We start from the raw sequence: 13,581 nt of genomic DNA, 5'->3' as shown, positions 1-13,581 counted from the left end.
CTCACGCCGGTGCATGGCGCAACGACGCGGCATAGCGTCCGGTGACATGGTGTTCGAGCTGGCGCTCGATATCCCCCAGCATCGACGAGGCGCCCAGCCGGAACAGATCCGGTGACAGCCAGTCGCGGCCCAGTTCCTCTTTCATCAGGATCTGCCAACTCAGCGCGTCCTTGGCGCTTTTCATCCCGCCCGCAGGCTTGAAGCCCACGCGGTGGCCCGTTGCATCGCGGTAGTCGCGCAACGCCCGCAGCATCACGAGGCTGACCGGCAGGGTCGCGTTCACCGGTTCCTTCCCGGTCGAGGTCTTGATGAAATCGGCTCCCGCCTGCATTGCCACCATTGAGGCCGCATAGACATTGCGCAGGGTCTGAAGATCGCCCGTGGCGAGGATCGCCTTGAGATGGGCCGGACCACAGGCCTCGCGCATGGCGGCCACCTCGTCATGCAATGCGGCCCAATTCGCGCGCAGCACATGTTCGCGGGTGATGACGATGTCGATCTCGGCGGCGCCCTGATCCACCGCCCAGCGGATCTCGGCCAGGCGCAGCGGCAGCGGCATCAGGCCGGCGGGAAAGCCGGTCGCGACCGAGGCCACCGGAATGCCGCTGCCGGCCAGCGCGCGCACGGCATGGGGCACCATCGTCGGATAGACGCAGACGGCGCCCACGTGCAGATCCGCACCCTCAAGCCCCAGCCCCGCGAGGATATGCGGGGCAAGGGGGCGGCGGGCCTTGGCGCAAAGCCGCAGCACCCGCCCTTCGGTATCATCCCCGGCAAGGGTGGTCAGGTCGATGCAGCGGATCGCATTCACAAGCCAGGCCGCCTGCCACGCCTTCTTGACGCTGCGGGTTTGCAACAGCGCCGCGGCCCGGCGCTCGGCCGCGCTGCGGTTGACGGGATGGCCTTCGAACATCTCGGGGCGGAGCCCGGTGCCGGGATTGCGCGCGTGGTTGGGGGGCGGCGCAGGAGCGGGCGGTGCGGGCGCGGCGTCATGGGTCATCGGCATGCTCCAGAAGCTGGGTTGCAAGGGGTTCGTCGGCGACAAGCGTGCGGATCAGCCCGGCCCGCAGCGCGCCCAGCGTGACGTCGCGCTTGGCGGTGCCGGTGGCCACAAGGATGGTGCAGGCGGCGCGGCGCAGATCATCAAGCGTCAGCCCGATCGTGCGGGCCTCCAGCTCGGCCATCACCGGCTGGCCGTGACGGTCGATGAAATGGCCCAGCACATCGCCCACCGCGCCTTGGGCCACCAACTGGTCCATTTCGGGGCCAAGCACGTTGCCAGAGCGCAGCAAGGCCGAATCCGGTCCCGCCACGCCCGCCGAAAACACCAGAACCGGCGCCGCCCGAGCCAGCGCCAGCACATCGGCAACGATCCGGTCCTGTTCAAGCACGGCACGGGTCGCGGCCGCACCCACGATCGCGGGCACCGGCAGCGGCACCATGCGGCCATTGCCCTTGCGGGCAAAGGTTCCGGCGACATCGGTCAGGGCCCCGCCGGATGCGAGATGGGGCAGGGGCGCCACGGTGCCGTTGATCTGCACGATGCACACATCCTCGGACCAACCATCGGGCAGCCACTGCGCCACGCGGTCCATCGTGCGGCCCCAGGACAGGCCCAGAAGCCCCGGCCTCGGGTGCAGGGCGGCAAGATACTGCCCGGCGGCATGGGCAAGGGCCGCGCTGTCGTCGCTGCCGGGCGAAGTGGGCACCACCACCGCATCGCGCAGGCCGAAGCGGCGCAAAAGTGCGCTTTCGACATCGGGCTTGCGCGCGACATGGGGAATGATCTCGATCCGCACGATGCCCTGGTCGCGCGCCTCCTGCAAAAGCCGGCTCACCTGCCAGCGGTTGAGCCCGGTCTCGGCCGCGATCTCGGTATGGCTCCGGTCCTGCTGATAGGCCATCCGCGCCACGCGGATCATCAGCTGATCGCGGGCGGCATCCAGCGGCAGCCGGTTCGCCGGGGCCTTCACCGGCGGCGTCCCGCGATCTGCGGCAGGCGAAATATACATTCGTGATCTTTCATCACATATGTGATATCCTGCACCGCCCGGCGGAACAAGCGCCAATCCGCCCCTCGTGCCTTTGGCTGAGAGACGGCACGGCGCTTTGCTGGCAGACTTGCCGCATGTCTGCCAGCGAGGAGGAAGATCATGACCCAGGAGCGGCTGTCCCTTGTTCCCCCCGAGGATGGCCCCGGTCCGGGCGCGGATCTGACATTGCGCAAGCTGCGCGCCTTCTGGGCAGTGGCCAATGCGCCCTCGCTCACCGCTGCGGCCAAGATGCTGGGCATTGCGCAGCCCTCGCTGTCGCAGCAGATCACCGGCCTCGAGAAATCCATCGGCCAGCCCCTGTTCGAGCGCCGGTCGAACCAGATGGTGCTGACCAATGCCGGCCGGTTCCTGCTGCGCCGCTGCGAAGAGATCCTGCGCAGCATGCAGGATCTCGAGGACGGGCTTGCCGCCTTCTGCGCGCAGCAACGCCATCCCCTGCGGCTGGCAGGGGTGGAGTCGCTGCTGCGGACGCTTCTGCCGGTTGCGCTGGCGCGGATGGAAAGCGATCCCCGGCGGCTTGACTGCGATCTGCTGGAAGGGGCGCCGGCGGATATTCTGGAGCTTCTTTATGCGCGGCGGGTTGATATCGGGCTTCTGGCGGCCAATTCGATCGCCGATGCCTGCACCGGCTTCCTGCAGATCCCGCTGACCGAGGATCCGATGGTGCTTGTGGTGCCGGACTGGCTGGATCTGGGCGATCTGACCTCGACCGAGCCGGGGCTGGTGGCGCGGCGCCAGGCGGTACTGGATGCCTCGATCCGGATCTCCTTCGGCACGCAGCACACCCATCGGATCGCCGACTGGTATCTGGAGACATTGCCGCGCAACCGCGTGGTCGCGCAGGTCCGCAGCTTCGAGACGGCGCTGTCGATGGTGCGCGAAGGGCTTGGGATCTGCGTGGTTCCGGCCTTGTCGGTGGTCGCGGCGGGGCAGGCGGCCGCGCGGCTGCGGTTCTATCACAGCGGGCTGGCCGCCCGGCGGATCGTGGCGCTGATCCAGCCGGCCCTGCACCGGACCGGGCGCTATGACAGCCTGCTGGACGGGCTGCGCGCGGCGGCTTCGCAGGTTGTGCTGCCCCCGATTGCGCCTCTGCCGGCGCTGTTCTCGGTCGCGCCGCCGGCGCCATAGGCCCAGCCTATCTGCCGCATAGCTGGCGTCGGTGGCCGGCCTGCCTAGTATCAGAACTGGCCCGCGCACTGCAAAGGCCCCCGGCACAACCGGGAAGACACCCATCACGTGAGGAGGAGACCGCGATGGCCTGGAAGACCCCGAAGTTTGATGAAACGCCCGTGGGCATGGAAATCAACATGTACGCCTGCGCCAAGCGCAAGTGATCCCAAAGCCTGCTGCGTTTGCGGGGCGCCATGCTTCACATCATCGTTCTCGGATCCGCAGCAGGCGGCGGCCTGCCGCAATGGAACTGCAACTGCACGAACTGCCGCGCCGCCCGTGCCGATCCGGCGCTGCGCAACGGCCAGACCGGGCTTGCCGCTTCGGTTGATGGCGAACACTGGTTTCTCATCAATGCTGCCCCGGACCTGCGCCAGCAGCTGATCGACACGCCGGCGCTTCATCCGCGGCAGGGGCGGCTGCGGGATGCGCCCCTGGCCGGGGTGATCCTGACCAATGGCGAGGTTGATGCCGTGGCGGGCCTTCTGTCGCTGCGCGAGGGCACGCCCTTTGCCCTGCATGCCCATGCCGATGTGCTGGCCACGCTGGAGGCCAACAGCATCTTCAATGTGCTTGACCGGGCGCTGGTGCCCCGGGTGCCGATCCTCCCCGACCAGCCGTTCGAGCCGCGCCTGCCCGATGGCCGGCCGTCGGGGCTGCAGGTGCTGGCCTTTGCCGTGCCGGGCAAGCCGGCCTGGTATCTGGAGGGCACGGCCCGTCCGGGCGAAGGCGACACCATGGGCCTTTTTCTGCAACCCGCCCGGGGCGGCAAGGGCGCCTTTGTGATCCCAGGCTGCGGGGCGATCACCCCTCCGCTTGCCGACCGTCTGGCAGGGGCGGATCTGGTCCTTATGGACGGCACGCTCTGGTCGGATGACGAGATGATCCGCGCCGGGCTGTCGCAGAAGACCGGCGCACGCATGGGCCATGTCAGCATGTCGGGGCCGGAGGGGGCCATTGCAGCCCTGTCCGGGCTGGGCATCGCGCGCAAGGTCTTCATCCATATCAACAATTCGAACCCCGCCCTGATGCCCGACACGCCCGAACGCCACGCGGCCGATGCCGCGGGCTGGACCATCGCCACCCCTGGAACGGAGTTTCGCCATGACGCTTGATCTGGTTCCCCCGCCGGCGCTGTCGCCTGCGCGCGCCCTGGACAGCGCCGATGCGCTCGAGGCGCGCCTGCGCGAAATCGGCGCCGCCCGGTATCACGACCGCCATCCCTTTCACCACCTGTTGCACAGCGGCGCGCTGAACCGCGGACAGGTTCAGGCCTGGGCCCTGAACAGGTTCTATTATCAAAGCATGATCCCGCTGAAGGATGCGGTGGTCCTGTCGCGCCTGCAGGACCGGGAGACCCGGCGCGAATGGCGTCACCGGATCGAGGATCACGATGGCTCGGCCGGCGAGGAGGGCGGTATCGATCGTTGGCTCGCGCTGACCGATGCTCTGGGACTGGACCGCGACTATGTCGTTTCGGCGGCGGGCATCCTGCCGGCCACCCGCTTTGCCGTCGATGCCTATGTCGATTTCGTCGGGCGTCGTTCCCCGCTTGACGCGGTGGCGTCCTCGCTCACGGAACTGTTCGCGCCCGCGATCCATGAACAGCGGATTGCGGGGATGCTGCGCCATTACGATTTCGTCAACCCCGAGGTGATGCGCTATTTCAGCACCCGGCTGACACAGGCGCCGCGCGACGCAGGCTTTGCGCTGGCCTATGTGCGCAGCAATGCCCGCACCCCGGAACAGCGCGAGGCGGTCTGTCAGGCGCTGATCTTCAAGACCAACGTGCTTTGGGTGCAGCTTGACGCGCTTCATCATGCCTATGTGACGGGCCATGTGCCGCCCGGCGCCTTCCGCCCCGGTCAGGACGGGGGCACGGCATGAGCGCGCGGCCCCGCCTTGCCCCCGCGGACCGGGTGACGCTTGCCCGTCATGCCCGGCTGCGCTTTGATTCCGTGCGCGGCAGATGGGTGCTGCTGGTGCCCGAACGGGTGATGGTGCCGGATGAAACCTGCACCGAGATCCTGCAGCTTTGTGACGGAGATCGCAGCATCGAGGCAATCGCGGCCACCCTGTCCGAGAAATATACCGCCGACGAAGGCGTGATCCGGCGCGATGTCATCGACCTGTTGCAGGGCCTGGCCGACAAGGGCTTCCTGCGTCCCATGGCAGGACCCCCGGCATGAGCGCCCCGGAAGACGATTTCCGGCTGGTCGGCGCGGGCGCCGGCGAGCGGGCAGAGGGCAGCTACGGCATTCCCCTTGCGGTTCTGGCGGAACTGACCCACCGCTGCCCGCTGCAATGCCCCTACTGCTCCAACCCGCTGGACCTTGAAGCTGCGGGGCGTGAACTTGACACGGCGGAATGGCAGCGCGTCATGACGGAACTGGCCGAGATGGGCGTGCTGCAGATCCACTTTTCCGGCGGTGAACCTGCGGTGCGCAAGGATCTGGCCGCGCTGGTGCGCCACGCGACCGAGGTGGGGCTTTATTCCAACCTGATCACCTCGGCGGTGATGCTGAGCCGCGACCGGCTGCACGCGCTTGCCGATGCCGGCCTTTGCCATGTCCAGATCAGCTTTCAGGCTGCCACCGCGCCCCTGGCCGACCGGGTCGGCGGCTTTCGCAACGGCCATGCCCGCAAGATCGAGGTCGCGGGTTGGGTGCGTGCGCTTGATCTGCCGCTGACGGTCAATGCCGTGATGCATCGCCAGAACCTGCATGAGCTGCGCGCGATGATCGACATGGCCGTCGCCCTCGATGCCGACCGGATCGAGGTTGCCAATGTGCAGTATTACGGCTGGGCGCTGCGCAACCGTCAGGCCCTGATGCCGACCCTTGAACAGCTGGAAGAAACCACGCGCATCGTCGAGGAGGCCCGCGCGCGGCTGCAGGGTGTGCTCGAGATCGACTATGTCATCCCCGATTACTACGCGCTGCGCCCCAAACAATGCATGGGCGGCTGGGGACGGCAGTTCTTCAATATCTCGCCCTCGGGCAAGGTTCTGCCCTGCCATGCGGCGGAAACGATCACCGGGCTTGAATTCGACTCGGTGCGCGACCGTCCACTGGCGTGGATCTGGCACCATTCCGAGGCGCTCAACCGTTATCGCGGCACCGGCTGGATGAAGGAGCCCTGCCGCAGCTGCGCCCACAAGGAGGCGGATTTCGGCGGTTGTCGTTGTCAGGCCTTCGCGCTGACGGGGGACGCGGCGAACACCGATCCCGCCTGCGCCCTGTCGCCGCGCCACGAGGATCTGTTCCGACTTGCGCTGGCCGAATCCGCGCAGGAACCGCCCCGGTTCCTTTACCGGAATTTTTCCGGCGGAACGGTCGAAGCCTGACCGCCCCGCGGGAACCGGCGCATGGCGCATGACGTTTCTGCAAAGGCGGCACATGGCCGCCGCGTGGGAGAGATGAACATGAGCATCGGACAGCTGGTCGAGGGTTTTCTGAAACAGCGGATGGGCGCACCCCAGCATCCGGCCACCGGGGCTGCGACGGGAACTGGAACGGGGGCGGGAACGACTGGCACGGCGGAATCCGGGCGCGGTGGCCTCGACGGACTCCTTGCAGCCCTTGCGGGCGGCGGCGGGACGAACGCGACGCCTGGCGGCGGCGCCATGTCCGGATCGCCGGGCAGCGCGGGCTCGCTGGCCGAACGGGCGCGGGCCTTTCTGCGCTCGGAACAGCTGGGGGGCATGAGCGGCGCGCAGATCGGCGGCATCGGGGCGGCGGCTGGCGGGGTGCTTGGCGGCGGGTTGGGCGGTGCCGTGCGCGGCGGGGCGATGGCCGTCCTGGGAACGCTGGCGCTGCGTGCCTGGCGCGAACACCAGGGCGCCACGGGCGGAAACGAGCTTGCCGGGCCCAGCGTGGAACAGGAGGCGGTGCTGACCGGCCCCGAGGCGGAGCGTCTGGTGCTGCGCGCCATGATCGGGGCAGCACAGGCTGACGGCCATGTCGACGAGGCCGAGACGAAGCGCCTTCTGTCGCATCTGACCGAGGGCGAAGTGTCGGAGGCAGAACGCGCCGAGCTGGAAGAGCAGCTGCGCACACCCGTTGATCTCGAGACGCTGGGGCGGCAGGTAAGCCATCCCGAACTTGCGACCGAGATCTATCTTGCGGCGCTGCTGACGGTTGCGGCCGACACGGACGCCGAGCGCAGCTACTTCCGTCGCCTCGGCACGGCGCTGCGGCTCGAACCCGCGGTAGTGGACCGCTTGCACCGGATGGTGGGGGCGCCGCGGCTCTGACCCGGCGCGGCGCCGGCCTTGACCTGCATCAAGGCGGTCAAGGCCCGCGTCGGCCATCCTGCCATCACGCAACCTCAGGAGGAACAGCAGATGGCCAGAATGATGAAAGCCGCGGTGGTGCGGGAATTCGGCAAGCCGCTGGTGATTGAACAGGTGCCGGTTCCCAGCCCCGGCCGGGGCGAGGTGCTGGTACGCATCGTTGCGACCGGCGTCTGCCACACCGATCTGCATGCGGCGGACGGGGACTGGCCGGTCAAGCCCGGCCTGCCGTTCATCCCCGGCCACGAAGGCGCCGGGGTGGTCGAGGAACTGGGCGAGGGCGTCACCCATCTGAAGGTCGGCGACAGGGTGGGCATCGCCTGGCTGCACGACGCCTGCGGCCGCTGCGAGCATTGCATCACCGGCTGGGAAACGCTGTGCGAGGCCCAGCACATGAGCGGTTACACCGTGAACGGAAGTTTCGCGGAATACGCGATCGGGAACGCCGACTACGTGGGTCGCCTCCCGGAGAACGTGGATTTCGCCGATATCGCCCCCATCCTCTGCGCGGGCGTCACCACCTACAAGGGCATCATCGAAACCGAGGCGCGCCCGGGCGAATGGCTTGCGATTTCGGGGATCGGCGGTCTGGGGCATGTTGCGGTGCAATATGCCAAGGCGATGGGCCTGCATGTGGCCGCCCTTGATCTGGGCGAGGAAAAGCTGGCCCTGGCCCGAAGCCTTGGCGCGGATCTGGCCGTGGATGCGGGACAGCCCGGCGCGGCCGAGACGGTGCGGGAAGCCACCGGCGGCGGCGCGCATGGCGTTCTGGTCACCGCCGTGTCGGTGCCCGCCTTTGCGCAGGCACTTCAACTGGTGCGGCGGCGCGGCACGATCGCGCTGGTCGGGCTGCCGCCAGGCGAGTTCCCGACGCCGATCTTCGATGTCGTGCTCAAGCGGATCACGCTGCGCGGGTCCATCGTCGGCGGGCGCAAGGATCTGGACGAGGCGCTGAGGATCGCGGGCGAAGGCAAGGTCCGGGTTCACCGAACCCTCACGACGCTGGACAAGATCAATGATGTCTTCGACGATCTGCGGCATGGCCGGGTCGAGGGCCGGATGGTGGTGACGATGTAGCCATTACGCAGCCGCCCGCCGAAAGCAGATGCGCGAGCTGCGCCGAAGCAAGCGAGGGCACCATCCGGCGGATGCTCATGTGAAGGGCGGAAGATGATGCTGGCGAAACGCTGATCGCCGCCATGCGCGGCCGTTCGCCAGTATCGAAATCTCCCGTGGGCGCAGGCAGAAGGCGGATCCCGGTGTCCGGAGCCGGCAGCGCGCCCCGGGCACCGCCACCTGCGGCCAAGCCGTGCCCGGGACAGGTTCTCGCGCCCCTCCTGCCGACACTCTTGCCGACGCCCGGGATTAGGCGCCGGCAACCGCCACTGCGGAGGGCGCCACCGCGGGCCCCTGTGCCGGTTTTCGCGGGCGGGCCGGGCGGGACTGACGCGGCCCTGGCCAGATGCGCGCCGCGGATGCGTCTTGTCGCATCCGTGCAGCATCAGCCGAGAAACATAAAAATGAATCCACTGCCATGTTGCGTGCTGGTCCGGTCCATGGCAACCGAGTGTTCTGCACGGTTAAATGTCATCATGAATTCCTGTCTGATAAGTGTCCACACCAGGGCAGAGGGGAATACATGTCGTTTTTCAGGTATCCTTTGAGCCTTTCTAATCAGTTTCTTGCCGCGATCTGCGTGCTCATGCTGTCGGGAATTGCCGGCACGCTGTTTCTCGGCGTCACCGCGATCCGGGCGGCCGACACCGAGGCGGCAGAGCATGAAAGCCGTCTTGCCCTGCATCGGCTGAAAGCCGAACAGGAACAGCTTCCGGTTCAGCAACAAAGCGCGACCATCTGGGATGACGCCGTCCGCGCCGCCCAGAGCGACAACCGCCAATGGCTGATCGAGAACCTCGGCACCTGGCTGCAGGAGTATTTCGGCCACGACGAGACCATGCTGGTCTCGCCCGAAGGGTATCTCACCTATGTCTGGCGCGACGGCACCACGGTCCCCCCCGAAGACTGGGGCGACAGGGCACCGGTGCTGGCGGCGCTTATCGGCGACATGCGGCGGGAAATGCGGGCGGCCAGTGTCGGCCTTGCCGATGCGACCGAGGTGATCGCCCATATGTCGGTCGGCGATCTCGTGACGATCGGCGGACGGGGTTCCATGGTCAGCATCGTTCCGATCGTCCCCGACACCGATCGCCTTGTCCAGCCGGTGGGGCGCGAGTTCCTGCACGTCGCCGTCAGATATATCGACGCCGCCCTCTCGGAACGGGTGGCGGCACCGATCGAACTGAACCAGCCGCGCTTCCTGTCCGAACCCCCCGATGATCCGACGGTGCGGGCCGTGGCGCTTGCCGACGCGCAGGGCCGCCCGATCATGTGGTTCGCCTGGAACCCCAGCCGGCCAGGGATGGTGCTTGTGCGGGAACTTGTTCCGGCCTTCGCACTGGCGCTTGCCATTGGCGGCATGGTGGTGGCGCTTCTGTCCTGGCTTCTGGTCAATGCCTCGGTCCGGTTGCAGCGCAGCGAGGAAAAGGCCCGGCACCTTGCCTTGCATGATCCGCTCAGCGGGCTGCCGAATCGCGCCAGTTTCGAACGACATCTGACAGCGGCATTGAAGGATCTTGCTGCTGGCGGACCAACCGTCGGCCTGGTGTGTCTGGATGTGGACCGTTTCAAGCTGGTCAACGATTCCCTCGGCCATCCGGCCGGAGATGAGCTTATCCGGGTCGTGGCCCGCCGCCTTCAGGATGCGCTGCGACCCGGCGATCTGCCGGCGCGGCTGGGCGGGGATGAATTCGCGGTTGTGCTGCGGGCACGCTCTTCAGAAGGGCAGGACAGGTTCTGCGCCGACCTGGCACGACGTCTTTCCCAGCCCTACGAGCTGAGCGGCGAAGTGATTCATGCCTCGGCCAGCATCGGCTGCGTCGCGGCCGATCCTGTCCGGCCCGAAGAGCCCGACGCGCTGATGCGCAAGGCCGATTTTGCCCTGTATCGCGCGAAAAGGGACGGACGCGCGCGGCATCGCGTCTTTGACAGTTCCATGGCCCGGACAATGCTGCGCCGCAACGACATGGAGCGCGATCTGCGCCGGGCGCTTCAAACCGGCCTGGAGCTTGTTACCGTCTATCAGCCGGTTTTCGACGGGCGGGGGCAGTTCTCGGGTGCTGCAAGCGCCCTGCGCTGGAACCACCCCGAACAGGGGACGCTTGGACCCGAACTCTTCGTGCCGCTGGCCGAAGAACGCGGCCTGGTGCAGGCGCTTGGACAGCAGGCCCTGTCGCGGGCCTGCAAGTTTGCCGCCGAAGCGGACCTGCCGGAAATCGCGGTGGATGTCTCACCCATCCAGCTGCGCGACGACCAGTTTCCGCGCAAGCTGACCACCATCCTTGTGGCGACGGGGCTTTCGCCCTCGCGGCTGGAACTGGGCCTGACCCCCGGCGGCCGGCAGGGCGAGGACGAGGCGATGATCCGGGGCATCGCCGAGATCAAGCGTCTGGGCGTCTCGGTGTCGGTCAGCAATTTCGAAACCCGCTTTGCCGCCCTTCCGGCGATGCGCAGCCTGGGGATCGATACGCTGCGCATTGACCGCACCTTCGTGCGCCGGCTCGAGGAGGACGACTACCTGCTGCGGGTGGCCCAGGTCATGGTTGACCTCGCGCGGGGGGTGGGGATGAAAGTGTCTGCCGATGGGGTCGAGACGGCGCAGGAACATGCGCTGTTGCTGGATCTCGGCTGCAGCCGCTTCCGGGGGCAGCTCTTTTCGGAACCGATGGAGCCTGTCCAGCTTATGCATCGCTACTGCCGCCCCAGCCCCGCCAGCGCCTGAGCCGCACCAGCGGGTGCCGCAGCAGCCCCTGCGATCCGGAGGGGCCGGGCCTCCCCTGTCGCGGCTGGCCATGGACGCAGCGCCCCGGTTGTGTCGCGCGGCGCTTTCGGGCCGGGCAGCGTCGACAGCCGCGACCGGGAGGGGAGCCGCCCGAGGCCTTGCCTCGTGATGGCCACATGAGAACGGGGGCATGAGGGCGATCCGGGCCAAGCGCGCAGTATCCGTTCCGGCCCGCGTCCAGCCTGTGGGCCCCCGCCCGCATCAGGCTTGGAATCCGGGCCAGGCGCGCTGCGGCCGCGGTGCAGCGCAAGCCGCCCTCAGACGACGCTGGGCGCGCTGTCAGAGTCGGACGCCGGCCGGACCGAGAGCGGGAACAGAAGGTCGATGAACCGTTCCGCCGTGGGCTGCGGTTCGTGATTGGCAAGGCCCGGCCGCTCGTTCGCCTCGATGAACACGTAATCCGGCGCTTCGGGCGCGCGAACGATCAGGTCGATACCGGTGACCGGGATGTCGATCGCGCGCGCCGCCGCAATCGCCGCCTGGGCCAGCGCCGGATGAAGGCGATCGGTGACATCATGGATCGTGCCACCGGTATGCAGATTGGCCGCCCGGCGCACCACGAGTTCCACGCCCCGGGGCAGCACATCGTCTAGGGTCACCCCGGCTTCCGCAAGGCAGGCACGGGTTTCGGCATCGACGGGAATTGTGCTTTCGCCACCCGTGGCAGCAGCGCGACGACGGCTCTGGCGGGCGATCAGATCGCCGATGCTGCTGTGCCCGTCGCCGACCACCCGCGGCGGGCGGCGCAGTGCGGCAGCCACGACCTGATAATCGATGACCACAATGCGCAGATCCTCGCCCTCCACGCAGTGCTCGACAATCACCTCGGCGCAGATCTGGCGCGCCTGTTCGCAGGCGGTCACCAGCTGCGCCTCGGTGGTAATGCCCACCGCCACACCGCGGCCCTGTTCGCCGCGCGCGGGCTTGACCACCACCTTTCCGACCCGGCGCAGGAAGTCTGCCGCGGCCTCGGGCGGGTCGGCGCTGATCTGTTCGGGCACCACGACGCCGGCCGCGGCGACGATCCGGTGGGTGACGCGCTTGTCGTCGCAGATCGACATCGCCACGGCCGAGGTGAATTCGCTGAGCGATTCCCGGCAGCGCACGCTGCGCCCGCCATAGCTGAGCTTGAAGAACCCGGCCTCGGCATCGATGATCTCGGTATGAATGCCCCTGCGGCTGGCCTCGTCGACGATCAGCCGCCCATAGGGGTTCAGCCCTTCGCCGGGCACGGTGCCGGCATAGAGCCGTTCGTTGATGCTGTTCTTGCATTTCACCGAAAACACCGGCACCCGGCGGAAGCCGAGCTTTTCGTAAAGCGCCATCGCCTCGGCATTGCCCTGCATCACCGTCAGATCAAGAAAGCGGCGTCCGAGGCCGCGGAACCGGTCCGCCACGGCGCGCACCAGATATTCGCCCATCCGCCCGTGCGGCGCCTGCGGCGCCACGGCAAGGCTCCAGAGCGAGCTTCCGCCCTCGGGATCATCGAAGGCCGCGACATGATCCACCCCCATGACCGCGCCCAGGATCTCGGCCGTCGTCCGGTCCTCGGCCACCAGCAGCGTGACCGTGTCGCCCTGCCCGATCCGGTGGAAATCGTCCGGCAACTGGACCATGCCGTGGGCGCCATAGATCGCGTTGACGGCGCGGATATCGGCGCTGCCCTGAACCGGGCGGATCCGGAACGGAAGCGCCGCCTCCGGGACGGGGGTTCCCCGGGCAAGATCAAGCCGCAGGCAATGCGACGGATCCAGAAACAACGCCTGCGGCGCGACGGCCAGCAGGATCTGCGGCTCGGCCACATAAAAGGCGATGTCACGATCGCCGCGCCGCTCGGCGCGCAGCGCCGTGGCAAGATCCTCATGCGCGCTGAACGTCTGGGCAAAGATCAGCCGGCCCCAGCCGCACTCTACGACTGTCCCCCCGGCCGCAGGATGATCGGCCTGCGGCGCGCCTTCCCCCGGCGGCGCTGCGAACTGCGGGAACGGGGCGGTCGTGTGTCTGGCCTGCGGCTTTTGCACAGGATCTCTCCTTGCCTGGGATGTCGGCCGAAGGGGCATGCCTTCGGGATGCGGTGAACCGGAAAGCCCGGTGCCGGAACCGGCAGAGGGCGAACGGAACGCGCCGGATTTTGTTCCCCGCAACGCCCGCCCATCCGCTGTCGT

Annotated in this window: 12 protein-coding genes; 9 read left to right on the top strand and 3 right to left on the bottom strand. The window is 67.9% G+C overall.

Annotation, left to right across the window (positions count from 1 at the left end):
• Window position 1: 1 nt before the first annotated feature.
• Complete coding sequence (gene deoC, locus ACFQXB_RS08985; protein ID WP_377402398.1) at window positions 2-1,000, bottom strand: deoxyribose-phosphate aldolase; 999 nt, start codon at window positions 998-1,000, stop codon at window positions 2-4.
• A complete protein-coding gene (locus ACFQXB_RS08980; RefSeq protein WP_377402395.1) occupies window positions 990-2,012 on the bottom strand; it encodes a sugar-binding transcriptional regulator in 1,023 nt (340 codons plus the stop codon). Before ACFQXB_RS08980 ends, deoC begins: the two co-directional genes overlap by 11 nt.
• 141 nt (window positions 2,013-2,153) lie before the next feature.
• Here ACFQXB_RS08980 and ACFQXB_RS08975 point away from each other — a divergent pair, with 141 nt between their 5' ends.
• The 9 genes from ACFQXB_RS08975 to ACFQXB_RS08935 all read left to right on the top strand — a co-directional run bounded on the left by ACFQXB_RS08975 (window position 2,154) and on the right by ACFQXB_RS08935 (window position 11,356).
• Window positions 2,154-3,182 (top strand): LysR family transcriptional regulator, encoded by a 1,029-nt coding sequence (locus ACFQXB_RS08975; RefSeq protein WP_377402392.1) that lies wholly within the window; start codon window positions 2,154-2,156, stop codon window positions 3,180-3,182.
• 125 nt (window positions 3,183-3,307) lie between these two features.
• The gene (gene pqqA, locus ACFQXB_RS08970; protein WP_377402874.1) at window positions 3,308-3,388 is read left to right on the top strand and encodes a pyrroloquinoline quinone precursor peptide PqqA; all 81 of its coding nucleotides are present in this window, start codon (window positions 3,308-3,310) and stop codon (window positions 3,386-3,388) included.
• Between the two features lie 30 nt (window positions 3,389-3,418).
• Entirely contained in the window at window positions 3,419-4,339 is a 921-nt protein-coding gene (gene pqqB / locus ACFQXB_RS08965) for a pyrroloquinoline quinone biosynthesis protein PqqB (protein ID WP_377402389.1), read from the top strand.
• A complete protein-coding gene (gene pqqC / locus ACFQXB_RS08960; RefSeq protein ID WP_377402386.1) occupies window positions 4,329-5,111 on the top strand; it encodes a pyrroloquinoline-quinone synthase PqqC in 783 nt (260 codons plus the stop codon). The genes pqqB and pqqC overlap by 11 nt, the downstream gene beginning before the upstream one ends.
• Window positions 5,108-5,413: a pyrroloquinoline quinone biosynthesis peptide chaperone PqqD gene (gene pqqD / locus ACFQXB_RS08955; RefSeq protein WP_377402383.1), complete on the top strand. Its 306-nt coding sequence runs from the start codon at window positions 5,108-5,110 to the stop codon at window positions 5,411-5,413. The genes pqqC and pqqD overlap by 4 nt, the downstream gene beginning before the upstream one ends.
• Window positions 5,410-6,570 carry a pyrroloquinoline quinone biosynthesis protein PqqE gene (gene pqqE / locus ACFQXB_RS08950; protein WP_377402380.1) on the top strand — a complete coding sequence of 387 codons (1,161 nt, stop codon included), beginning with the start codon at window positions 5,410-5,412 and terminating at the stop codon, window positions 6,568-6,570. The genes pqqD and pqqE overlap by 4 nt, the downstream gene beginning before the upstream one ends.
• Window positions 6,571-6,648: 78 nt before the next feature.
• Complete coding sequence (locus ACFQXB_RS08945) at window positions 6,649-7,479, top strand: tellurite resistance TerB family protein (RefSeq protein ID WP_377402377.1); 831 nt, start codon at window positions 6,649-6,651, stop codon at window positions 7,477-7,479.
• Between the two features lie 90 nt (window positions 7,480-7,569).
• The gene (adhP, locus tag ACFQXB_RS08940; protein WP_377402374.1) at window positions 7,570-8,595 is read left to right on the top strand and encodes an alcohol dehydrogenase AdhP; all 1,026 of its coding nucleotides are present in this window, start codon (window positions 7,570-7,572) and stop codon (window positions 8,593-8,595) included.
• Between the two features lie 562 nt (window positions 8,596-9,157).
• Entirely contained in the window at window positions 9,158-11,356 is a 2,199-nt protein-coding gene (locus tag ACFQXB_RS08935; RefSeq protein ID WP_377402371.1) for a putative bifunctional diguanylate cyclase/phosphodiesterase, read from the top strand.
• Window positions 11,357-11,673: 317 nt separating this feature from the next.
• Here ACFQXB_RS08935 and ngg read toward each other — a convergent pair whose 3' ends face one another.
• Window positions 11,674-13,437 carry an N-acetylglutaminylglutamine synthetase gene (gene ngg, locus ACFQXB_RS08930; RefSeq protein ID WP_377402368.1) on the bottom strand — a complete coding sequence of 588 codons (1,764 nt, stop codon included), beginning with the start codon at window positions 13,435-13,437 and terminating at the stop codon, window positions 11,674-11,676.
• Window positions 13,438-13,581: the final 144 nt, after the last annotated feature.

The sequence above is a fragment of the Halodurantibacterium daqingense genome (assembly GCF_042666235.1).
Lineage (GTDB): Bacteria > Pseudomonadota > Alphaproteobacteria > Rhodobacterales > Rhodobacteraceae > Halodurantibacterium > Halodurantibacterium daqingensis.
This window is presented reverse-complemented; position numbering and strand designations above follow the sequence as displayed.

Bases quoted from the DNA above. Each gene is read 5' to 3' on its own strand.
- deoC (WP_377402398.1), bottom strand. From the start codon at position 1,000: ATGACCCATGACGCCGCGCCCGCACCGCCCGCTCCTGCGCCGCCCCCC.
- ACFQXB_RS08980 (WP_377402395.1), bottom strand. From the start codon at position 2,012: ATGTATATTTCGCCTGCCGCAGATCGCGGGACGCCGCCGGTGAAGGCC.
- ACFQXB_RS08975 (WP_377402392.1), top strand. From the start codon at position 2,154: ATGACCCAGGAGCGGCTGTCCCTTGTTCCCCCCGAGGATGGCCCCGGT.
- pqqA (WP_377402874.1), top strand. From the start codon at position 3,308: ATGGCCTGGAAGACCCCGAAGTTTGATGAAACGCCCGTGGGCATGGAA.
- pqqB (WP_377402389.1), top strand. From the start codon at position 3,419: ATGCTTCACATCATCGTTCTCGGATCCGCAGCAGGCGGCGGCCTGCCG.
- pqqC (WP_377402386.1), top strand. From the start codon at position 4,329: ATGACGCTTGATCTGGTTCCCCCGCCGGCGCTGTCGCCTGCGCGCGCC.
- pqqD (WP_377402383.1), top strand. From the start codon at position 5,108: ATGAGCGCGCGGCCCCGCCTTGCCCCCGCGGACCGGGTGACGCTTGCC.
- pqqE (WP_377402380.1), top strand. From the start codon at position 5,410: ATGAGCGCCCCGGAAGACGATTTCCGGCTGGTCGGCGCGGGCGCCGGC.
- ACFQXB_RS08945 (WP_377402377.1), top strand. From the start codon at position 6,649: ATGAGCATCGGACAGCTGGTCGAGGGTTTTCTGAAACAGCGGATGGGC.
- adhP (WP_377402374.1), top strand. From the start codon at position 7,570: ATGGCCAGAATGATGAAAGCCGCGGTGGTGCGGGAATTCGGCAAGCCG.
- ACFQXB_RS08935 (WP_377402371.1), top strand. From the start codon at position 9,158: ATGTCGTTTTTCAGGTATCCTTTGAGCCTTTCTAATCAGTTTCTTGCC.